The 22,260-nt window shown below is 45.9% G+C and carries 25 protein-coding genes; 3 read left to right on the top strand and 22 right to left on the bottom strand.

Annotated elements, in window-relative coordinates; translation table 11 throughout:
- Positions 1–119 precede the first annotated feature (119 nt).
- From gatB to MKY63_RS14415, 16 genes are all read right to left on the bottom strand, one after another.
- Positions 120–1,553, bottom strand: a complete 1,434-nt coding sequence (gatB, locus tag MKY63_RS14490) for an Asp-tRNA(Asn)/Glu-tRNA(Gln) amidotransferase subunit GatB (RefSeq protein ID WP_172628862.1) — start codon at positions 1,551–1,553, stop codon at positions 120–122.
- A gap of 23 nt (positions 1,554–1,576) precedes the next feature.
- Complete coding sequence (gene gatA / locus MKY63_RS14485) at positions 1,577–3,034, bottom strand: Asp-tRNA(Asn)/Glu-tRNA(Gln) amidotransferase subunit GatA (protein ID WP_036680165.1); 1,458 nt, start codon at positions 3,032–3,034, stop codon at positions 1,577–1,579.
- Between the two features lie 27 nt (positions 3,035–3,061).
- A complete protein-coding gene (gene gatC / locus MKY63_RS14480) occupies positions 3,062–3,349 on the bottom strand; it encodes an Asp-tRNA(Asn)/Glu-tRNA(Gln) amidotransferase subunit GatC (RefSeq protein ID WP_036680166.1) in 288 nt (95 codons plus the stop codon).
- A gap of 156 nt (positions 3,350–3,505) precedes the next feature.
- Positions 3,506–4,678, bottom strand: a complete 1,173-nt coding sequence (locus MKY63_RS14475; RefSeq protein WP_339813317.1) for a DUF4179 domain-containing protein — start codon at positions 4,676–4,678, stop codon at positions 3,506–3,508.
- Positions 4,679–4,702: 24 nt separating this feature from the next.
- Positions 4,703–5,200 carry a sigma-70 family RNA polymerase sigma factor gene (locus tag MKY63_RS14470; protein WP_036680329.1) on the bottom strand — a complete coding sequence of 166 codons (498 nt, stop codon included), beginning with the start codon at positions 5,198–5,200 and terminating at the stop codon, positions 4,703–4,705.
- A 256-nt stretch (positions 5,201–5,456) separates the two neighbouring features.
- Positions 5,457–5,840, bottom strand: a complete 384-nt coding sequence (locus tag MKY63_RS14465) for a hypothetical protein (RefSeq protein WP_036680170.1) — start codon at positions 5,838–5,840, stop codon at positions 5,457–5,459.
- A 147-nt stretch (positions 5,841–5,987) separates the two neighbouring features.
- A complete protein-coding gene (locus MKY63_RS14460; RefSeq protein WP_076100952.1) occupies positions 5,988–6,758 on the bottom strand; it encodes an ABC transporter permease subunit in 771 nt (256 codons plus the stop codon).
- Entirely contained in the window at positions 6,755–7,669 is a 915-nt protein-coding gene (locus MKY63_RS14455; protein ID WP_038573303.1) for an ABC transporter ATP-binding protein, read from the bottom strand. The genes MKY63_RS14460 and MKY63_RS14455 overlap by 4 nt, the downstream gene beginning before the upstream one ends.
- Positions 7,669–7,860 (bottom strand): PLDc N-terminal domain-containing protein, encoded by a 192-nt coding sequence (locus tag MKY63_RS14450; protein ID WP_036680175.1) that lies wholly within the window; start codon positions 7,858–7,860, stop codon positions 7,669–7,671. Before MKY63_RS14450 ends, MKY63_RS14455 begins: the two co-directional genes overlap by 1 nt.
- Positions 7,861–7,912: 52 nt before the next feature.
- A complete protein-coding gene (locus MKY63_RS14445; RefSeq protein ID WP_036680176.1) occupies positions 7,913–8,128 on the bottom strand; it encodes a hypothetical protein in 216 nt (71 codons plus the stop codon).
- A complete protein-coding gene (locus tag MKY63_RS14440) occupies positions 8,125–8,454 on the bottom strand; it encodes a YxlC family protein (protein ID WP_036680177.1) in 330 nt (109 codons plus the stop codon). The genes MKY63_RS14445 and MKY63_RS14440 overlap by 4 nt, the downstream gene beginning before the upstream one ends.
- Entirely contained in the window at positions 8,441–8,986 is a 546-nt protein-coding gene (gene sigY / locus MKY63_RS14435; protein ID WP_036680178.1) for an RNA polymerase sigma factor SigY, read from the bottom strand. The genes MKY63_RS14440 and sigY overlap by 14 nt, the downstream gene beginning before the upstream one ends.
- 545 nt (positions 8,987–9,531) lie before the next feature.
- The gene (locus MKY63_RS14430; RefSeq protein ID WP_036680180.1) at positions 9,532–10,161 is read right to left on the bottom strand and encodes an MBL fold metallo-hydrolase; all 630 of its coding nucleotides are present in this window, start codon (positions 10,159–10,161) and stop codon (positions 9,532–9,534) included.
- Between the two features lie 4 nt (positions 10,162–10,165).
- Entirely contained in the window at positions 10,166–10,732 is a 567-nt protein-coding gene (locus MKY63_RS14425; protein ID WP_036680182.1) for a thioredoxin family protein, read from the bottom strand.
- Complete coding sequence (locus tag MKY63_RS14420) at positions 10,729–11,343, bottom strand: DedA family protein (RefSeq protein ID WP_036680184.1); 615 nt, start codon at positions 11,341–11,343, stop codon at positions 10,729–10,731. Before MKY63_RS14420 ends, MKY63_RS14425 begins: the two co-directional genes overlap by 4 nt.
- Positions 11,344–11,693: 350 nt before the next feature.
- Positions 11,694–12,452, bottom strand: coding sequence for a glucose 1-dehydrogenase (locus MKY63_RS14415; protein WP_036680191.1), 759 nt, complete (start codon positions 12,450–12,452; stop codon positions 11,694–11,696).
- 216 nt (positions 12,453–12,668) lie between these two features.
- Between MKY63_RS14415 and MKY63_RS14410 the strand changes: the two genes are divergently transcribed.
- Both MKY63_RS14410 and MKY63_RS14405 read left to right on the top strand, forming a co-directional pair.
- Positions 12,669–13,007, top strand: coding sequence for an autorepressor SdpR family transcription factor (locus MKY63_RS14410; RefSeq protein ID WP_051491108.1), 339 nt, complete (start codon positions 12,669–12,671; stop codon positions 13,005–13,007).
- Positions 13,007–13,663 (top strand): SdpI family protein, encoded by a 657-nt coding sequence (locus MKY63_RS14405; protein WP_076104198.1) that lies wholly within the window; start codon positions 13,007–13,009, stop codon positions 13,661–13,663. The genes MKY63_RS14410 and MKY63_RS14405 overlap by 1 nt, the downstream gene beginning before the upstream one ends.
- Here the strand turns inward: MKY63_RS14405 and MKY63_RS14400 are convergent.
- The 6 genes from MKY63_RS14400 to yyaC form a co-directional block, all read right to left on the bottom strand.
- Positions 13,652–16,252 (bottom strand): O-antigen ligase family protein, encoded by a 2,601-nt coding sequence (locus tag MKY63_RS14400; RefSeq protein ID WP_339813309.1) that lies wholly within the window; start codon positions 16,250–16,252, stop codon positions 13,652–13,654. The genes MKY63_RS14405 and MKY63_RS14400 overlap by 12 nt on opposite strands.
- Positions 16,253–17,425: 1,173 nt before the next feature.
- Positions 17,426–18,616, bottom strand: coding sequence for an SAM-dependent methyltransferase (locus MKY63_RS14395; protein ID WP_339813533.1), 1,191 nt, complete (start codon positions 18,614–18,616; stop codon positions 17,426–17,428).
- 88 nt (positions 18,617–18,704) lie between these two features.
- A complete protein-coding gene (locus tag MKY63_RS14390; RefSeq protein ID WP_235219441.1) occupies positions 18,705–19,565 on the bottom strand; it encodes a PhzF family phenazine biosynthesis protein in 861 nt (286 codons plus the stop codon).
- Positions 19,523–20,194, bottom strand: coding sequence for a DUF6483 family protein (locus MKY63_RS14385; protein ID WP_076100631.1), 672 nt, complete (start codon positions 20,192–20,194; stop codon positions 19,523–19,525). Before MKY63_RS14385 ends, MKY63_RS14390 begins: the two co-directional genes overlap by 43 nt.
- Before the next feature lie 194 nt (positions 20,195–20,388).
- Complete coding sequence (locus MKY63_RS14380; RefSeq protein ID WP_036680199.1) at positions 20,389–21,195, bottom strand: alpha/beta hydrolase; 807 nt, start codon at positions 21,193–21,195, stop codon at positions 20,389–20,391.
- A gap of 108 nt (positions 21,196–21,303) precedes the next feature.
- Positions 21,304–21,828, bottom strand: a complete 525-nt coding sequence (gene yyaC, locus MKY63_RS14375; RefSeq protein WP_254924643.1) for a spore protease YyaC — start codon at positions 21,826–21,828, stop codon at positions 21,304–21,306.
- A gap of 144 nt (positions 21,829–21,972) precedes the next feature.
- Here yyaC and MKY63_RS14370 point away from each other — a divergent pair, with 144 nt between their 5' ends.
- Positions 21,973–22,197 carry a DUF1128 domain-containing protein gene (locus MKY63_RS14370; RefSeq protein WP_036680203.1) on the top strand — a complete coding sequence of 75 codons (225 nt, stop codon included), beginning with the start codon at positions 21,973–21,975 and terminating at the stop codon, positions 22,195–22,197.
- Positions 22,198–22,260 lie beyond the last annotated feature (63 nt).

The raw sequence follows: 22,260 nt of genomic DNA, 5'->3' as shown, positions 1-22,260 counted from the left end.
AACCAGTCCCCTTATATGCCGCTAAGGGCCTGCCGTTGCCGACAAGCCCTTAGCTTATTACATAAGTATATTACCCCAAGTATAAACGCCTTCGGCGTCCTTTTATGGACGACAAGCGTTTAGCTGCTCAATACCTCGATGAGAAGTTTATTAGCAAGACCCGGATTCGCCTTACCTTTACTTTCTTTCATAACTTGTCCGACCAGGAAGCCGATTGCTTTCTGTTTACCTGCTTTATAATCTTCCACAGATTGCGGATTGGCGGCTACGACTGCTTCCACAATCCCTTTAATAGCACCTTCATCGCTGATCTGCACCAGACCTTTTTCCTCAACGATAACAGCTGGCAGTTTACCGCTCTCTAGCATTTCTTTAAATACTGTTTTAGCGATTTTGCTGCTGATGGTTCCGGCTGCAATCAGTCCGATCATCTCGCCTAGCCCTTGTGGTGTAATTTGTACCTGCGACAACTCCAGATTATTACCATTCAAATAGGCAAGCAAGTCACCCATAATCCAGTTAGCTACAGCCTTGGCATCCTGCGTATAGGCAAGACATCCTTCGAAAAAGTCCGCTAACAGTTTAGAGGATGTAATGACGCCTGCATCATAAGCTGTCAGGCCCAGTTCCTCGCTATAACGAGCTTTCCGTGCATCCGGAAGTTCTGGAATCGTTGAACGAATGGATTCTTTCCAAGCATCATCAATATGCAGAACGATCAAGTCCGGGTCCGGGAAGTAACGATAATCATGTGCTTCTTCTTTCCCGCGCATCGATAATGTTTTCCCTTGTGCTTCATCCCAGCGGCGAGTCTCTTGCACAACAACTCCACCATCATCCAGGATCTCAGCCTGACGATATTGTTCATACTCCAGTCCACGCAATACACCGCGGAAGGAGTTCATGTTCTTAAGCTCTGCTCTAATGCCGAATTCCTCTTGTCCTTCTGGGCGTAGACTGATGTTCGCGTCACAGCGCATCGATCCTTCTTCCATCTTGACATCGGATACGTCACAATACTGCATAATCGCACGGATTTTCTCCAGATAAGCACGAGCTTCCTCAGGAGAGCGCAGATCAGGCTCGGATACGATTTCGATAAGCGGTGTTCCCACCCGGTTAAAATCGACAAGCGAGGCAAAACCGCCATCTACGTGCGTAAGCTTACCTGCATCCTCTTCCAAATGAAGACGAGTAATGCCGATCCGTTTGGTCTCTCCATTAACTTCAATGTCGATCCAACCGTTCAGCCCGATAGGCTGATCAAATTGTGAAATCTGATAAGCTTTTGGTGAATCCGGGTAAAAATAGTTCTTGCGGTCGAATTTGCTAACATCACCAATGGTGCAATTTAGCGCCATCGCTGCTTTCATAGCGTATTCTACCGCTTGTTTGTTGAGCACTGGCAATACGCCGGGGTGACCCAAGCAGACAGGACAGGTATGAGTGTTAGGTGGGGCTCCAAATTCAGTGGAGCATCCGCAAAAGATTTTGGAGTTGGTATGAAGCTCTACGTGAACTTCCAAGCCGATGACCGTTTCGTATTTAGACATAAGTAATCCCATTCCCTCCTTTACTACAGCTGTGGACGCTGCTTGTGATGATCTGTATTTTGTTCAAAGGCATGAGCGACACGCAGAATCGTGCTCTCGTCAAATTCCTTACCGATAATTTGCAGACCTACAGGCATGCCTTCCGCAAAACCACACGGAACGCTCACGGCAGGAATACCCGCCAAGCTTACAGGAATCGTGAGAATATCGTTCAGATACATGGTCAGCGGATCTTCAGTCTGTGAGCCCAATTTGAATGCTGTCGTTGGCGCTGTTGGCCCGATGACCACATCATATTTTTTAAAGATGTCATCAAAGTCCTGTTTAATCAAAGTGCGTACCTTTTGTGCTTTTAAATAGTAAGCATCGTAATACCCGGAGCTGAGTGCATAAGTACCCAACATAATACGGCGTTTGACCTCAGGGCCAAAGCCGCGGCTGCGGGAATTAAGATATAGATCAAGCAATCCTCCGCCTTCATCTACACGTGCGCCATAACGCACACCGTCAAAACGCGCAAGGTTAGATGAAGCTTCCGAAGAGGACAGCAAATAATAAGCTGCTACTGCGTATTCCGTATGCGGTAATGATACTTCCTCCCAGACAGCACCCATTCCTTCCAGCACTTTAAGTGCAGACAAGACTGTCTCACGCACAGAAGCATCGACACCTGCTCCCAAATATTCCTTAGGTACAGCAATGCGAAGTCCGGAAACATCACCAGTCAGTGAACTCAAATAATCAGGAATTTCTACTTTAGCAGAAGTAGAGTCTTGGGCATCATAACCAGCAATCGCTTGAAGCACATAGGCAGAATCCTCTACATTACGTGTTAATGGTCCTATCTGATCGAGTGAGGAAGCAAAGGCTACCAGCCCGTAACGTGATACAAGACCGTAAGTAGGTTTGAGACCTACAACACCACAATAGGAAGCTGGCTGGCGGATGGAACCCCCAGTATCCGAACCTAGTGAGAAGAACACTTCGCCCGCAGCTACTGCTGCAGCAGATCCGCCACTGGAACCGCCCGGCACACGTTCTAAATCCCAAGGATTGCGTACAGGACCAAAGCTTGAATTCTCATTAGATCCGCCCATTGCGAATTCATCCATATTTAATTTACCGATTGTTACGGCATCTGCCTGCTGCAATTTAGAAGCTACAGTAGCGTTATAAATCGGCTGGAAATCGCTCAAAAATTGGCTGGCACAAGTTGTGCGCAGGCCTTTAGTTACAATATTATCCTTGATTCCGGCAGGAAGACCAAACAGCAATCCACGTGCTGCTCCGGATGCCAGTTTATCGTCCAAAGCGCGTGCTGTCGCACGTGCGCCCTCCTCGTTCAAGGTCAAAAATGCATTTACGTTCTTATCCCGCTCAGCGATAATCGCCAGCGATTCTTCAGTCAGTTCACTGACCGATACCTCTTTAGCAGTTAACATGCGGTGTACTTCAGGCAATCGATTTTGAAACAGGCTCAAGATTCTTCCCCCTTTCTAATTATGTAGTTATTCCAAAACAGCTGGAACCTTGAAATGTCCGTCTTCATCATCTGGAGCGTTAAGAAGTGCTTCCTCTTGCGTAAGGCTATCCTTCACAACATCCTCCCGCATTACATTGCTGACTTGCAGCACATGCGTGGTCGGCTTTACATTCTCCGTATCTAGCTCATTTAATTTCTCGGCATATTGTAAAATAGCATTCATTTGTTCTGTAAAGGTTGCCTCTTCTTCCGGGCTCAGCTGCAGACGAGCCAGCTTGGCCACATGCTGCACATCTTTAACGGTAATGCTCATAAGAAAAATCCCTCCTGTTTAAAGGGCTAAAGCGCCCGGATAACGTTTTTAATTATATTGTAGAAGCTTGGACAATTCAATGATGGGCTGTAAAACAAACGCTCCTTTATCAAAGTGAAGGGGATTCCTACACATTTTAAAGGAGCGTATCGTTCATCAATATATAGGGATTGTCATTTCCAGCTGCGGAATATATTCGACTGCCGGGTATCCATTATTGTCTAGCAAATTTCGTTTTCCACTACCCTCTCCAGCATATTTGTAGAAAAAGGTTTTGATTGTCAGTGCTTTTACATCCTTGGGCAGCGGTACAATATTAACATCCTCTTTAAGACTATAATGGATTGTGTCATCTATCTTTTTCGAATCCGACCAACCATTGCTGCCGTTTACATATTGCAACAGGTTACCTTTATCATCATAGACTTCATAATTTAATGCCAGGTTATTGGTATCTGTCAGATAAGTATAAGGAATACCCTCGAGGGCTACAGCACTCATCCGTATTTGTGTAGTTGCCGGAGTCTGTGTAATCTTCTCCACTGTGGTCGTTACATCATTGTAAGTTTGACTGATTCCGGGTTGCTGAACAATATTATGACTCGTATCCTTTTTTACAGGAATTTCAATTTGAAAATCATCATCGATTCCGGACAGACGACCTTTTACTGTCATTTGGAACTGCTCTGGTAAAGTAATGCCTCCCTCATCATAGGATTTCTCTGAAAATTGCAAAATCAACGATTGTTCATCTACTCCCGGAGAAAGGATAAGGCCAATATTGTGTTTAAAAGAATCCTCTTCTTCCTCCCCAGCAGCGTTTAAAGGCTGTCCATCAATAAATACCTGCAAATCCTGAATGTCTCCACTGAATATTCCCTCTTCATCTTCACCTTCAAGTTTCAATGCTACAGAAAGCCGTGTGCCGTCATATATAACTTCATTAGCACGGATAATAACATCTTGAACCTGATCACTGGTATCAACTGCAGTCGTTAAGCCTTGGCGACTCGCCGCTTGAAGTCCCATATCACCTGCGAGCTCAAAAATACTATTGACTAACGGAATACGTTCCAGCGACCTAGCCAATGCGGGAGAAGTAAAGCCGCTTCCAATCACGATAACCCCCAAAACAAGAGCTGCCCCGAAGCCAAGCGCTGTCCTCTTAACATTACGAAATTTGTGCGTGGATCTCTTTATCTTCACATGATCCAGCATTGTATACGTATCCTCTTGACGTTGGCGAATCATAGAGGGAAGCTCATTTGCCGGGAGGATGTCCATATCTTTCAAAAGCAATTCAAGCTCTTGCGCTGTTCTCTTCTTCATCTGTTCCATCCTTTCTAAATATCATTAGAATCCATTCAATAAGTTTTTTCTTGCTCTGTAGAGGCGCGATTTGACTGCCGTTTCAGAAATATTCAGAAGATCGGCAATTTGCTTAACGGGCATGTCCTGAAAATAATGCAGCGATATCACGGTCTGGAGCGAAGTATCCAATCGTTCCACTGCTTCCCGCAGCTCAATTTTCTCATATTCTGCACCGGAGGAATGGCATTCCAAAGCAGTAAGGGGATCTCCAAACTCCACAATATTTGTCCGCTTGCGTTGGAGCTTATGACATTCGTTTATAAGGATGCGAAGCATCCATGTCTTGAAAAATTCTGGTTGCCGCAATCCATGGATAGACCGGTAAGCCTTTAGGGTGGCTTCCTGCATGGCATCTGCACATTCCTCGTCCCTGCCCAAAATAGATCGGGCCATGCCGTACATTTCAGGTTCAATCTGCCGGCATAGCTGGATAAACGCTTCTTTATCGCCATTTCTCGCTTTTTGAACAGCGGTTATCATCTTCACTTGAGGTTCTCCTTTATTTAAGTTAAAACGCCTATACCGCAGATCTGCATTCTCGTATTCGGCTCTCAATAATTTAGATACATAAAACAGGAGATTGGTTGTATACCAAAAAAATAAAAAACAAACTTTCGAAAACTATAAAGAAGGAATAAAAGAAAAGATTTTGAAAATGATGTGTAAATTCAGAGGATTAATGTGGGGGAAATACTTTTTATGACAAAACAAAAAAGCCGGCTTGCGCCGGCCTTCCTTAAATCCAAGCTCGAAGATTCACTTGTTTGATGAAATCCGCTTGGGACATGCTTTCGCTTGACGTTGATTCCGTCTCTTCTATATCCATATCTTCACCGTTCATCAAATGATGGAACAGCTTCTCATTGTACGTGGACAAAGCGTAATCAATCAACGCTTCATGCGTTGCTCTTTCAGCCTCAGCTACTAATAAATGTTCTTCCGCCTCAATGTCCTCAGCCGGAACATAAAAGTTCCTATTCGCCTCTGGTACACGAATAACATAGTCAAACGCATTATCGGGATTGCGGTCGTAAGCAATTAGGTAGCCGTATTCCCCGATAGGAAGACTCTGCTCGAAAGCGTCCGCAACAATGACAATCTTCTCTCCTAAACGCAGCATCGCCCTACCTCCTAACCCCAAAATCTTTCAAGATTTTGCTTGTTTCAACAGTCTACTAAAAAAAGATAGAACTGTCTAGTTGAAGGCTGGCCGATCCTACAAATTCTATGAAAATATACTATATTTAATAAAAACATAACTTAAGTTTCAAGCGGTTAAGTTATTCTTCCTTGTCAAAAGTGCAGCACCCACTAAACAAATCAAGATCAAAATAGCTGCTGAAAGATAGGGTCCAACCCTGAATCCTTCTCCAGCCATAAGGATTTCAGCCGACAACCCGGCAAGCCCCGCAGGTGCCCATTCAAACCATGAAGGCAATAAGTTTTGGCCTAATGATAATGCTGCCATTAGCACCAATGCTAAAAAAGCGGCAACTGGGGATTTTAAAAACCCACTAAACAACAACGTAGCTGAGACAGCACATAACAGCCACAATCCATATACTCCAGCAGCTGCGATGACATCTCCCCAAGATAGTGAACCAATCAACTGCTCCGTGTAGTAAGCAGCCCCCGCTGCACCTAATCCTAGAGCAACGATCAACAGGGTCAGCTGTGCTGCCCATTTAGCGAACACTATTGCGGCTGGAGAAACCGGCCTTACCAGAATTAATTCCATAGTTCCGCTATAGCGCTCACCAGCTAAAACATTCATCGCGCCAAGCGCCAATACTAACATTCCGATCGTTCCGTACTGTCCCAAAGATTGCGCCATCACAGCTGCGGCACTCGGTATTTCATACCCCTCTAGGAGACCTGGAGGAACATCACCTGAAGCTTTTAATATTTCCGGCAAATAATAAGTAGTTAACGGCTGCATAATGCCTAATAGGATAAAAACGACAGGTATCCAGATTAACTTATAACTGCGAGCCATTTCGAGCATTTCTTTGCGATAAAGGACCCAGGCGCTTCTCATACTCCCACCACCTTCATAAATAAATCCTCTAACGTGGAAGAACCCGCTTCAAATTGCAGTAATGGAATTTCGAGCTGCGCCGCTTCTTGCAGAATCGTCCAACGGGCCATGTCTACATCGTTGACATTAAAAATGGCATGATCTCCGAACAACTGAGTCTCCAGTACAAACGGTTTGGCAGCAAGAGACTCCAGCCACTGAATAGCTTTTTCTTGCTTCTCCGTACGTAAACGAATAACAGGAAGGCTGTATTGTGAACGAAGCTGTGATAAAGATCCCTTCTCAGCAATCAAGCCTTGATTCATTAAAATAATATCATCGCAAATTTCTTCTGCATCATGCAGCACATGTGTAGAGAAAACTACAGTTGTCTCCTCACGTATTTCCCGCACCAGTCCCATTACTTCTCTGCGGCCAATCGGATCAAGTGCAGATACAGGCTCATCAAGCAATAACAGACGAGGCCGATGCACAAGCGCCTGAGCCAGACCCAGCCGCTGTTTCATCCCGCCGGAGTATCCACCAATCCGGCGACGAGCATCACCTTTAAGCCCTACACGCTCGAGCGATTCCAATGCCCTGCTGGTTGCGTCTTTAGTTCCCATTCCACTAAGCTTTGCAGCGAAAACAACATACTCATGTCCAGTCATCCACCCATAAAAAGCTGGAGACTGTGGCACATATCCTAATCCTCTGCGATATTCGGCTCCAGGACGGCTCCCCTCAAATGAAATCATGCCAGAGGTGGGTTCTAGCAGCCCTGCCAGCATACGAAGTGTGGTCGTTTTCCCAGCACCGTTAGGCCCCAATAAAGCGACGCACCGTCCTTTCTCAATTTCAAAGCTTATATCATTTACGGAAATATGCGCCCCATAGCTTTTACGCAAATTCATAACTTGAAGGAGTGACATCAGACATCTTTCCTTCCTATTGTAAAATAAGCTACGCTACCTAATATATTTCCGCAAATAATGATAATAATCCACATCCATTTTGGGCCACGAACGTTATCCGCTTTGGCCAGTGATATCAGTCCAATAATTGCAAGCAAAGCCTGAAGAATAATTAACGGCATGATTAAACCCCATTTTACCTCTTCCATGAAGTACCACTCCTTGTAATAGGATGAAAGGAACGAGCTTCTTACTAAAGCTTTACAACTGCTTCTTCCTTCTACGTCGGTCAGGAAGTATGACAACGAGTAAGTAGACTAATGCTGGGGACGGAACTGTAGTAATCGCCCACAATCCCCAGAACCAAGCTTTTTTTCCGCGCCGTCTTGCATCCCGGAACAGTAAGGTCCCTTGCAGCATTAATGCTACTGCTATGCCAAACCACAACCAAAGAGGCACATCCTGTAGCTCATTCATTCTTGTACACCTTCTCTATTTCTTCTGATCCTGGCGATCCCTAAGCCACCCAGTCCTACAACAGGAATGATCGCCTGGATAATCCAATAGATCATGGGTGCAGAAGTGAGAATGGATAGAAATGCGCAGATCAGGATCAATGAGACCCCCCAGAATAACAGTAGTTCTTTACGTTCCCTTCTCTTTCTGTGCACAGCTGCATCAGCCATTAACCACTCCAGTTCCTGTAACGAAGGTGGGGTGATGTCATCATATTGCGCATCCAAACGCTCAAGCTCTTCAGTAAGCTTGTGCAAATACAGTTCTGGCTCCTTATCCTTCTCCATCCTCATTCAGCTCCTTTCGCAATTGGTTAAGACCAAGGGATACACGCGATTTGACCGTGCCTGAAGGAATTTGCATGATCACACCGATTTCTTCATAGCTATAGCCATAATAATGCTTCAGCAGCACAGCTACCCTCTGAGCAGAGGGTAGCTTGGAGATGGAATCGAGTACTTCACTCCATTCTTCCCCCCTGCTTTCAAACCGCCAACGAATCGAACGGGTGCCCTGGGCCTGTTGTTCCCGTTTCTTCCAATCTGCCTCACGTTTCCAGCGCCGCTTTCGATCGATGAATATTCTGGTAGCTATGGTGATTAACCAAGAGGAGAACGAAGACGAACCGTTATAGGTATTGATTTTTTCCATACATCTGACCATCGTGTCCTGTACAAGATCCTCTGCCAGTAACGGGTCCATAGTCACTTTAAGTAAATATTTGAACAAAAAAGTATAATGTTCTCGCAGCAGTGAAGACAGTGCTGAAGTATCTCCCTGCTGTGCCTGCCTGATTTTCTCCAGCGCCTGATCGCTCATCTGCCCCTCCATTCAGGATTAGTTCTTATTTGTAATACGATTATGTATAGTGATTCGTTCATTCCGTTTTAATTTTATTTTTTGAGCTCCCAGAGCTTACGCCGCCATGGCTGAAGCAATCCTGCTTCTGCTGGAAAATGCCAAAAAAGAGGCGTTCTTCTGGGCTCGCCTCCTGAAACCACTGGTATTCTCCCATCCTTATTCTCAGATTGTATGTCCCTGCGTTCTATGGAAGTACAAAAACCTCCCCTTCCAGAACATTCTGAAAAACATCGGCATTTACTGCTGCAAAAACTAGTCCATTTCTCCTTGGAGTCATACCATCCGTAATCCAACGGGTAATACATATTCTTCTCCAATCTATTTCCCCCCATGCTTTTAAACCTATATGTAGACAAAAAAAAGAACGCAAACCGGGATTAATTCCGCAGTCTGCGTGCTTCGCGAGGTTAATGTTACATTTAATTAACAATAGTGTAGTCCTTTTGTATCCCTTTGTCTATCAAAAATTCCCCGATTCTTGTCAGTTCTACTAGAATGACTGTTTATTGAGGAATATAAGGGTTACGAACTTTTTCAAAACCGATAGTTGTTCGTGAGCCGTGACCTGGATAAACCTTCACTTCATCATCCATTTTGTACAGCTTGCCACGAATAGAATCGAACAAATCACGTTCTCTGCCACCAGGCAAATCGGTGCGCCCAACTCCCATCTTAAACAGTACATCTCCAGAGAATAAATCATTCCCGCATAGGAAGCTGACACTGCCCGGAGAGTGCCCAGGTGTGTGGTACACCCGGAAGGTATGTCCGATGAATTGCAGAACTTGTCCTTCTGCCAGATCATACTCTGCAGGATCTGTAGTCAGAGGAGGTGAAATATCAGGCCACATCAATGAACCATTCAGCTTAGGGCTGCTGAGCCATTCACTTTCTAGTGGATGTAAATAAACAGGACATTTCTTAGCTTTACGAATTTCGTCTACGCCGCCCATATGGTCAAAGTGCGCATGCGTTAGCAAAATAGCCTCGATCTCCATCCCTTCGATACTCCGCACTAATGCCGCAGGATTCATGCCGGGATCAATAATGATTCCCTTCGTTGGATCCGCACCTGTCAGCAAGTAGGCATTGGTCTGAAGCGGACCTAAATTAAACGAACGTATATTTAGCATCGGTCTAGAATCCGGAAATCAGACTACGCAGCTCTTTTGCGATAACTGCCTGTGATTCCGTTCCTTCCCCATAAGCTTGCCCCATAGCCTTACGTACTTCTGCGATTTTGCTGTCGTAATCAGCAGCCTCACGATCAGGATTCTCACGTTTGAACTCTCTCATTAGGCTCTGCACATGCTCTGGACGAGGACCCCAATGTCCAAGCACGTATCCGCCGGTATCCGCAAAGATCACAATCGGAACAGATCTTCCGCCCATGGTCAAGAATTCATCCATAAGCTCCTGATTCTCTTCCAAAATGAATACCTCTGTCTTCATTCCGGCAGTCTCCAAAATACGGAAAACCGCAGGGACATTACGTACTACATCTCCACACCAATCAGCGGCAAGGATAAGTACCCGCAAATCGTCACGATGGTTCAGACTTTCGAAATATTCCTTGTCGCTCTCATCTTCCCAAGAAAACTTCTCATACCAGGATTCAAAAGCCTGCTGGTTCTTCGTCATGCTTTCTACAAATTGGCGCGGTGTAAGACCTTTTCCAAATTTATGAGCTACATTCGGTTTCATTTTGCAGTCCCTCTCTTCTTGGATTTAAACCACTTATACACAAAATAAATGATGATTAGTGCTAACGCTACAAGAATAATTTCGTTGGTGTACTTAGCTGCTACTTCGTCAATATCTTCCCACTTATTCCCCAATGTCATACCGAGATATACAAACAAAGCACTCCATGGAATAACAGCAAGTGTAGTCAATAAAGTGAACTTACCTAAAGGCATACGAGAAATCCCCGCTGGAACGGAAATGGCATGGCGAACAACGGGAATAAAGCGTGCCGTAAAGATTACGCCTGTCCCATATTTATTGAACCACTCTTCCGAATGATCAATATGCTTCTTTTGGATAAGAATATATTTCCCGTATTTCTCCAGTACAGGCCTGCCCCCATAACGGCCAATCCAATATACAAAGATCTGGGCAATCACTCCGCCTATCGTACCAAACAATACTGCGCCGAAAAAATTAATATCTCCACTCCATACCAAGAAACCACCGAAAGCCAATACAATTTCACTCGGAATAACTTCAATCATCAGTCCGATCATAATCCCAAAATAACCAAGACTCTGAATCCATTCAAATAATGTCGAGATCAGATCAGAAATAAAATGCAAACGTGCTCCTCCTCCCTTTTCCGCAGAATATGGCTACATGTATCAAGCTAATCGCCTTTGGCATCTTTATAAGACGCTAAGCGTTTAAGCGAGTGAAATATAAGAACATAAAAGCATAGATACTAATCTTATACTTTCTTATATTTTTAAAAGCTTTGCCGCTCTGCTATATTTTCCAGTTTCTCTTAGCCTATTCTAGCACAAGCAACCTTATCACTTCTACTTACGTGGCAAGCAGCTTCCATCTTCCAATCCACACTTAAAAAGAGTTTGAGTAACAGGCATAAACAAAAAAGGTGAACAAATTCCACCAATAAAGGGAAAATGAACACCTTTTTATCTGCGCTCAATTAATAAGCCATCCAACCGGCATCAGCCGTTATCACCGACCCATTCAAAAAGCTTGCAGCATCTGAAGCCAAAAATAAGGCTACCGAAGCAATCTCACTGCTTTCCCCTGTCCGTGGCATCGAAGCCATTCCTTCGCCCGCTTTTTGACTCCCAAAAGGGCTTGGATTAGACAGATCAATATTTGTCTTTACTCCGCCCGGCGCTATGGCATTACAGCGAATTCCAAGCTTAGCGTATTGAAACCCTATATTTTTGGTCATCCCGATTACAGCATGCTTAGAGGAAGTATAAGCCACTCCCGCACGCGAGCCCGCTAAGCCGCCAATAGAGGCTACATTGATGATACATCCGCTTTCCTGTGCCATAAAAATCGGCAAAACCTTACGAATGGCTCTCATCGGACCGGTTACGTTGACCGCAAGCACCTGCTCCCACATGTCATCAGTGATCTCGTGCGCTGGCGTCATTTTATCCATAATACCGGCATTGTTAACAAGGATATGAAGGCCTCCAAACTGTGTGGTTGCGGCATCAATCATTCGCTGTGTGTCCTCTTCCTTCGAGACATCTGCCTTTACGGGATAGATAACTCCGTGTCCCTCACCCGTTTCTGCCTTTTTGGCCACCGCTTCTACATTGTCCAGATGGATATCCGCAGCAATCACTTTAGCCCCCTGTTGGGCAAAAAGAAGAGCAATCGCTTCTCCAATCCCCGATCCTGCACCTGTAACAATTGCGACTTTATTGGTTAGTATCATATATCTGCTCCTCTGCATCGTATGTTCGGTGCATCAAGGAATGCATGCCCATCGTTAGTATTAACAGGAGTCGGCTTTGGACGGCAGTTAATTTTAAAGATTCGGTGACACTTTTACACACGCTATTGCTAAGTGAATACTGCATTGACAGCTATGAAAGTGAAGAGCTATTATATATTTAGATAATTATTTAAATATCGAAAGGCAGGGTGGAATATGAATGAATCCTTTAAAGCACTAGCTGATCCTACCCGTCGCCAAATCATTCGGTTACTAAGGGAGAAAGATCGAACCGCAGGTGAAATCGCAGATTTTTTCAACATGTCTAAGCCAAGCATTTCTCACCATCTGAATGCGCTGAAGCATGCCGATCTGGTACAGGATGAGCGAAAAGGACAATTTATTATGTACTCGCTAAACACCACAGTCCTCGAAGAGGTTCTCGGTTGGTTATTGGAGCTCACTGGTACAGGTAAGCAAACGGAGACGGAGAGTAAATCGCTGGACGGAAAGCAGCAACGTCAGGATATCGATTCCAAAAAGGAGGCGGATTAATGATGAAAGATTTCAAATGGAGATGGCAGGATACCCTCATCGTAATATTAGGTTTAGCTACATTAGCCTACGCTCTGATCAATTACAGCAAGCTGCCGCAGGAGTTACCAGCACAGTTTGGAATTACGGGTAAGGTCAACAGATACTGGGACAAAAATATTGCTATTTTTGTGTTCGGAATCTTAGGGATTGTGCTCCCGCTAATCATGCAGTTCACACGCAGCATCGATCCTAAGCGGGAAAATTACAAAAAATTCGAAAACGCCTATGCCATGAGCAGACTTGCTATTGGGGTGCTTTTTAATCTAATGCTGGTGCTGTCGATTGCTTACGGTCTAGGTAAAGATATAAACGTTGGGAAGATCGCCATAGGAGCTGTCGGAATAATGTTTATTGCTCTCGGCAACTACATGCCACAGGTAAAAGATAATTACTTGTTTGGGGTTCGTACAGCCTGGACGCTCGCCAACCCCGAGGTATGGCGAAAAACACATCGCCTATCCGGGATAATGTGGATGATCGGTGGCCTACTTATTTTTGCAGGAGCCTTTTTGAGCGGAGCCTTGTCTCAGCTTCTTATTATTACGGCACTCGTACTTGCAATTATCGTGCCCATTCTCTACTCCTGGATGATTTCACGTCCGCTAAAATCGTAAAGCAAACATACTAAGCCGTCGACTCAAGTCGTCGGCTTGTTCTGTCATTCGGAACTCGCGGTCATTATGTTGCCCTCCTTTATTAGCCTCCTCTTCTGCCAACCTTCTATATTTCAAAAGAAGTTCATTCCCAGAGGCGACACAGATTAGGCCTTCCTTTCGCTTTCCTTCTGCAAGCTTTTTTTGCCCCATAAGAAGCATCCCTTCAATCGCCTTCACCCACTTGGCATTGTTGTACTTATCCAGCTTAAGGCTCTGGCCTATCCAATATAACGCTGCCCCCGGATGGTCGCTGCTCATCCATACTTCAGCCAGCTCCCAGCTTAAGCTGGCATTCTCGGGAGAATACAACAGACTCTGCCGAAGCAGACTCACGCTCTGTTCACCCGAGAGCAGCCTAGATAATGCTATAGCCGTTCGAGGTGACCGGGGATTCCAACCCAGCGATTGCTGTAGCAGCTCTACCTTCACCGAAGGATCCACCGACATAATCGCTTGTCGATAGAACTTCTCTCCTTGAGCGGCGTGAAAAGATAGCACCCCCAGCATAAGCGAAAAACAACATGCCGCAGTTCCGATTAGTCGGCGAAGACGGATTTGGGGCGGATTCTTGGGTGTGGGGTGAGCGATTGGCGGATTCGCTGGTGTAGTGACATTGGTAAGGGGGTTCGTGGATGTAGGGTGAACTATTAGCGGATTCGCTGGTGTAGTGACTTTGGTGAGCCGGTTCGTGGATGTGGAGTGAGCGATTAGCGGATTCGCTGGTGTAGTGACATTGGTGAGCGGGTTCGTGGATGTGGATTGAACGATTAGTGGATTCGCAGGTGTAGTGACATTGATGAGCGGGTTCGTGGATGTGGAGTGAGCGATTAGTGGATTCGCTGGTGTAGTGACATTGGTGAGCGGGTTCGTGGATGTGGAGTGAGTTGGCAGCTTGGTCTCAGACTGAGGGTGGGTAGACGCAGATTGATGTTTCTGCTTATGCTCAGCCAGAGCAATCGCTGGCAGCCAGAATAGCAGCAGCCAAAATAATCCATAGCTCCAATCAAAATCGACGACGCTGTGCAAGACGATGACCAGAAACGGCGGCAGCAACCGCGGCGATTTAGTAGCCAGCAGCCAGCCTACTGCCAACAGCATAAGGAGTATGGCTGCAAGACCAACGAATCCTAAGTTCAACAGGATGTCGAGGTATCCATTATGCACCTGGCTGCCTACATAAGGGCGAGATTGGGCGGCAAGGTATGAATGCCGCCAAGTCTCACCCCCACGTCCCAGCCAAGGTGCCTCTGCCGCTAGCCGCCAGGCGTCGCGGTAGAACAGCCCGCGCGCGGATACCGTCGATGACGGTCCGGTGATCCGCTCGCGCACGTGCAGGAGGACGGCGATCCCCGCCGCCGTCCAACCTGCCGCCGCCAATGCCAGCATGGCGGCTCGGGCAGTGCCCGCCGCGCCGCGCTGGCGGCGGCACAGCCATAGGCCGGCTAGCAGCGCGCCGGCCCAGTGCCCGGCCAGCAACAGCAGGCCGGGCACTGGCTCTACCGCCAACCCGGCACGGGCCAGTTGGCGGTAGAGTAGCGCCGCGGCGGCCACGGGCGCAGCGCCAGCAGCAAGAAGCGGCGCGATTAGCTGCCGCTTCCAGAGCAAGACGGCGGCGCAGGCGCAAGCCGCTGTCAGCCATGCGCCGCGCGACTCGCTGAGGAGCAGCGCGGCGGTGTACGGGAACAGCGGCAGCAAGCGCAGCAGCGCGGCGGTCGTGCTTCCCGCTTTTCCCTGCTCCGCTTCTACGCCTTCTTCCCCTCTGCTCCTCCGTTCCTCATCTGCGCACTCCATCCCCAGCCCAACACTTCTTGCCTCCAACATATTCGCGCTCTTTTTTGGATCCCCATAATAAACAGCAACAGCAAATAGCCGTTCCAGCAGAAAAACAGCCATCACAGCACCAAAAGCATTCGGATATTCCATCAATCCTGCTAATCTAACCCCTGTGGCGCTCACTTCTGCTGAATTGCTGTAAGCCACAGCGAAAGGCAACTTTACCACTCCACACACAGCCAATAAAGCGCTCAGGCATAAAGTCATACCCAGCATAGACCAAATTACATTTAAAATCCGGCGTCCCACCAGGTTCACCGCACAAAAACAAACCAATATTGCAAAGCTAGCATACAAGCCCCACCGCAGCATTTCATTCATAGTTCCCTGGGAAGAAAGTGGCCCGCACAGCCAATGAATCACATAAAGCGATAGAATAATTAAAGGGACGCTTAATAATATTCTTAACGCTCTATTTTCTCCACTAACTTGACCAACTTCACTAACTTCACTAACCCCATTGACTCCCGTAAAACCTCTTACTGCACCTGCACCTACTCCTCCCCCACTTCTTCTCCATATGCCAACCCCAACAAGAATATAAAGCGAGCACGCACAACACAGCACAAACCATAAGGTAAGAAAGGGATACATCTCATCAGTAAAAAACAATCCCCGCAACAAACAAGCACCCACCCCAGCCGCTATCACTAAGCCTCCACAAATATATGCAATTGATGATTCCAGACTCCAGTCTTTTTTAAAACGCCACATTTAGATACCCCTGTATTCGTTAATTTATCTCTATCCTTTCCACATTTCCCTTATACAAGACTAGAACGCAAAAAGACGATACCTCTCCACAAAGGAGCCGTACCGTCCTAACCATTAGATCGCACTAGCTGTACTATCCGAATTCTCATTCAAAAAAGCTATATAGTTGTAAAAAGTGCAACTACTCCCGTGCTTTCGCTGCTTACTTCCACTTTAATTGTACTTTGTGCAACTGTTTTTCGAGAATCCCGCCATATGCGGAGTATTGTTCGTTTTTAAGTGTACAAAGTACAACTAAATCACTAAAACGCAGCTTCTGAGCATATTTAGTTGCACAAAGTACAACTAAACCAACTCGCCATTAGATCGCACTAGCTGCATCGTCCTAACCATTTGATCACACTAACTGGAACGTCCTAACCATTTGATCGCATTAGCTGCCTATCCGAATTTCCATCCAAAAAAGCTATATAGTTGTAAAAAGTGCAACTAATCCCGTGCTTTCGCTGCTTACTTCCACTTTAATTGTACTTTGTGCAACTGTTTTTCGAGAATCCCGCCATATGCAGAGTATTGTTCGTTTTTAAGTGCACAAAGTGCAACTAAATCACTAAAACGCAGCTTCTGAGCATATTTAGTTGCACAAAGTACAACTAAACCAACTCGCCATTAGATCGCACTAGCCGTACCGTCCTAACCATTTGATCGCATTAGCTGCCTATCCGAATTCCCATTCAAAAAAGCTATATAGTTGTAAAAAGTACAACTAATCCTGTACTTTCACCGCTTACTTCCACTTTAATTGTATTATGTGCAACTGTTTTTCGAGAATCCCGCCATATGCGGAGTATTGTTCGTTTTTAAGTGTACAAAGTGCAACTAAATCACTAAAACGCAGCTTCTGAGCATATTTAGTTGCACAAAGTACAACTAAACCAACTCGCCATTAGATCGCACTAGCTGCACCGTCCTAACCATTAGATCACACTAGCCGTACCGTCCTAACCATTAGATCGCACTAGCTGTACTATCCAATTTCCTATTAAAAATGCTATATAGTTGTAAAAAGCACAACTGATCGAATTAGCCTGCACCTATAAGTGCCCATTCTACAGTCCTACCGTTCTACCATGCTACAGTCCTACCGTTTTACGCTCTCTACCTTAATACCCTCTACCCTTCTACCGAACTCCCAGTGGGAAGCAGATCAGCGCATACGCGTTCGAGGTAGGGTTTTGCTCCCAGAAAATTGCGGAATGCGGTGTATTCGCGCCATTTGACGGAGTTGTCCCCGGCTGAACTCTTAACGGCACGAATCAAAATGTTCTTCGGCGTATTCTCCAGATCGATGAATTCCAGCAGCTGGCTGCTATAGCCCATCATGTCGAGCAATTTGGCGCGAATGGCATCTGTAGCCAAGGCGGAAAAACGCTCTTTCAGTATGCCATGCGAAAGCATAGGGCTCATTACTTCATTTTCGATTTGTGCGAATAATTCATGCTGGCAGCAAGGCACAGATAAAATTACAGACGCTCCCCAACGTACCGCTTTTTCAAGGGCAGCATCAGTAGCTGTGTCGCAAGCATGAAGTGTGATCACCATGTCTACTTGCTCCAGCTCATTGTACTCAGCAATGTCACCCACAAGGAACTTCAAGTGATCATAACCGATTTTCGCAGCAAGTTCGTTACAATGCTCAATCACATCTGCTTTCAAATCTAACCCAATGATATTAAGCTCCCGCTTCTTGCGAACGGTCAGATAGTGATACAGTGCAAAGGTCAAATATGATTTTCCACAGCCAAAATCCACAATCGTCAACGGTCGGCCTGTTGGCAGATCGGCAAGCACGTCCTCTACCATCTCCAGAAAACGATTGATCTGCCGAAATTTATCATATCTTTTGGCCAGCACTTTGCCTTCTTTGTTCATGATGCCAAGCTCCACCAGAAATGGCACAGGCTCTCCATCCTCCAGCACATAACGTTTGCGGCGGTTGTGAGCTAGATCCGGCTCTTCTTTTTTACTTGGAGACTTAGTTAGGATTGATACTTTGAATTTTTTGCTAATAAGCACCTGATAATCGGCTTCTACTGTACACAACAAGCCTTGCCGATATGTTTCTCTAAATAAAAGAGATATCTCTTCCGCCGCCAATTCTGCGGGTACGTTGCGATGTTCTACCTTTGTACCAATATAGGACGCAAACTGATAATGCAGCTTACCCTTTAGTTCAACAGGTTTAACCTGCACCTTGGTACAATTTTCGCCTTTATAACGCACTTGACTTAGGGTAGCCGTAATCAAAGTACGGTCGTTAATTAGTTGTTCAATTAGAGCTGTTAAAGATTCCACAACGCACATCTCACTTTCGGGATTAAAAATGGAGAATCTATGTCTCCTAACCATCATCGTTCATTATATCACGTGTTAACAAGGGTCGTTCCTTGTTCTAGCAGGGCTTAACATGCAGCTCTCCACTAACTATAGTTAATGCTCGCCCAGACATCTTAATCTGGTCTTTACTTACCTCTAACTGAAGCAAACCTCCACGTTTCGAAGCTTGATAAGCGGTCAACTGCGTACGATTGAGTCTATCCGCCCAAAAAGGTGCCAGTGCAGTATGCGCTGAGCCTGTTACCGGATCCTCATTCACTCCTACCTTCGGCGCAAAAAAACGTGATACACAATCAATACCTTCGATAGAGCTTTCTGCGGTAACCGCGAAGCCTCTCCCTTCAAGCCCGGATAAAGCTCCGAAGTCAGGGCTGAGTTCGCGAACCCGTGCTTCCTGATCCAGTCGTACAAGCACATTGTCAGCATATCGCATAGTTTCCACTACATTCGCTTCTGCAATACCAAGCGCTGCTGCGAGACCTGAAATTACAGGAGAGGGTTGAAGCTGATAAGGCGGGAAGTACAGTGAGATCAAATCTCCTGAACGAGAAGCTCTGAGCAACCCACTGCGTGTATAGAACCTTGCTTCCATATCAGGAGCTAGCAGTCCCCTCTCCCATAATACATGTGCACTTGCTAGAGTCCCATGACCACATAGCTTGACCTCAACTTTAGGTGTAAACCAGCGCAGGCGATATCCATCTTCCTCTGGCCAGAGAAAAGCTGTCTCTGACAAGTTCATTTCCGCTGCTGTCTTCTGCATATAACCTTCATCGACGGGATGCTCCAGTAAACATACCGCCGCAGGGTTGCCTGAATAAGCCTGTTCTGCAAAAGCATCGATAATATATAAAGGGATATTCATCGTATTCATCAGGTTCCTGATTCCTTTCGTATCGCTGTTATCCTGCCCCACTCTTTTAACCCCTGCTCTACTTCCTCCAGAGGAAGAGTACCTTGTTCCAATTCTGCAGATGACTTGAGCAGCAGTCGATTGTATAGCTTATCCCCTTCTATTACAACATTTTCTCCCTGCTCCCACAGCCGGTAGAGGCTGTCCTCCGCTTTACTATATCGCCCTACCGACTCCATATACTCCATCAGTAGCCGCTCCGTTTTAGCCGGGAGCCGATAGGCCTGCACATCCTGCAAGAGTTCATCAATTTCCTGAGTCATATGCAGCAGCTCCCGGTCTGCACCGTGAAGATCCGCGTACAAATATAAATGTAAGGCTCTCATACTTCTAAATAATGCTGCATCCTTATCGCCATTTGCGGCATAAATACTGCCTTCTTCCTTCAGCAGTTTGGCCAGACCTTGAAGCTTATCGGACTCAACCACACCGCCAAAACGAAACATATCTATGATATCTTCTACAGATAGTGAATTTAAAAGACGTGAATTCAGCGGAAAATGCCGGTTCAACAGCTCATCGATTTCCCATAAAGCTTCTGTCGTCTTCCGTTCCTGCTTTAGAGTAAGTACCTTGGCAACCATCGCCGTCATATCTTCGATCATCCGGACAATATAGTCTCTTCGAAACATGCACATCCTCCTTTTCCGTACTGTGGTAGCAAAAACTACAGGACTCATACCACTTAAATTATTCTATTGATTTATCTTAAACCATTGCCGAATTCTATGCCAGTTAAGGAGAATACCAGATAATTAGATAGCCCTAAAAGAAAGAGGCAGCACACGCCAGAATGGCGCCGTGCTGCCTCTTTGTAGAAGATTTTTTATACGCGGCTATTATCTAAAACGGAAGCCTGGACAAAATCCTTAATGATCTCGGCTAACCGTTCAGGAGCTTCAAAAAGACTCATGTGGCCTGCACCCGATATCGTTGCTTGCGTTACATTTGGCTTATCCGCAGTAAAGGTTCGTTCAGCAGGAATCAATCCATCCTGCTCGCCAGCAACAAGCAATACCGGCAACGTAGTGGCCGTAATTACATCCCGTCGATCTGGACGCTCACGCATCGCCAGTGCAGCTCCTGCCGCTCCTTGTGGAGGCGTTTTGTAGCCGATTTCTTTAGCGCGCTCCAGCAGCTGTGGGGATGCAGAAGCGGTTGCTTCAGCAAACAAGCCTGGTACGAAGCTGTCTACGAAAGGAGTAATCCCTTCATTTTGAATCGCGCTGACACTCTTCAGTCGTTTTTCCTTAGCTTCTTCACTATCTGGATAAGCAGTAGAATGAATTAATCCAAAGCCTTTCAATCGAGAAGCATAACGCTGAGCAAACGATAGCGTAATATATCCGCCAAGCGAATGACCAAGCATGATGCATTCAGCAATTTCCAGCGAATCTAACAGACCCAGAACATCATCTGCCATTTGTTCAATACTATAAGGTCCTAGTGGAGCTTCCGAAGCTCCGTGACCACGTAAATCGGGAGCAATCACTCGGTAGCCGCTGCTTAAGACAGGAATGACTTGTTCCCAATATTCAGCGCTTCCACAAAAGCCATGCAGCAATACAATAACTTCGCCTTTCCCCTGATCACTGTAGCATATATTGCTTCCGTCACAACGAACTCTTTCCATGGCTGCTTCCCTCTTTCTAGAATACTAAGATAATGTGTCTAATATCTATTATTAAGCAAAACAGCTCACCTTGAAACGGACAGCTTATTTTTAAGTGCCCAATGGGTACTACTGGAGTCCGAATCCTTTTACTGCCGCTATAGCGATATGTTCTGCCATAACCATCACTCTATGCAGTGGAGTAGTCTGTAGCGTCCGATAAGGTTTCGGGCCATTCATATCCACAACGGCCGCCAAACTATAGTGACCTACGGCTGGAAGATTTGCCCCCACCGATTGTGCAGGCAGCAGTGGCTCACTCGAAACGAAGTAATATCCAAGCGCGATCGGAGGGCCCAGACAAGCATCTACCGCAACTACAATATGCCCGGAGGGAATCTCAGCCACTCTGGCCACCAAATTATCTGCATCGCAAGGAGACGGCAACGTACCGATTACATGTCGGAAGCCATGTTCCACAAGTTTGCTGCCCGTCAACGGACCGAGTGCATCTCCTGTAGATCGATCTGTTCCGATACAAAGAAACGTGACTTCCTCGGCGGAATGCAGAGCAGCTATTTCCATGAAAAAGGACACCAGTCCAGCATCGTCCATTTTAATGCGTTTTCCGCTTCCCTGTTCTCTGATTGCCAATACATTTGCTCCCTTCGATGATATTTTTTGATCTCATGCCTTTAATTTAACATGATTTCAGTGAACCCGACAAAAAAATGGTGGTCAAGCTGCCAAACATGGTAAAATACATGAATCAGTATACAGAGAGGATGTTTTAACCTAATGGATTTAACAAAGCCTAGTCAGGAAAATGTTGAGTATATGATCGAGGCTATCAAAAACAAATTAAAAATGGCCAGTGCTGCGGCGATGCAAGCCTCCGCTTTTTCAGTAGATCATTATGAAGATATCTATGATGTATATGAGGTAGCCATGGGCAGCGACAGACTGAGTATTTCTCAGGTGGAAGCACTCGTCTCCGAACTCGGCCGTCTACGTCATAAATAATAGTTCTCCCTATACAAGAAGAAACGATGTTGCCGTCCTTTAAAGATGACCACCGCTTCTCGT

The sequence above is a fragment of the Paenibacillus sp. FSL R7-0189 genome, assembly GCF_037969925.1.
Classification (GTDB): Bacteria; Bacillota; Bacilli; order Paenibacillales; family Paenibacillaceae; genus Paenibacillus_AQ; species Paenibacillus_AQ odorifer.
The sequence above is the reverse complement of the archived record's forward strand: the minus strand, read 5'-3'. Positions and strand labels throughout refer to the sequence as shown.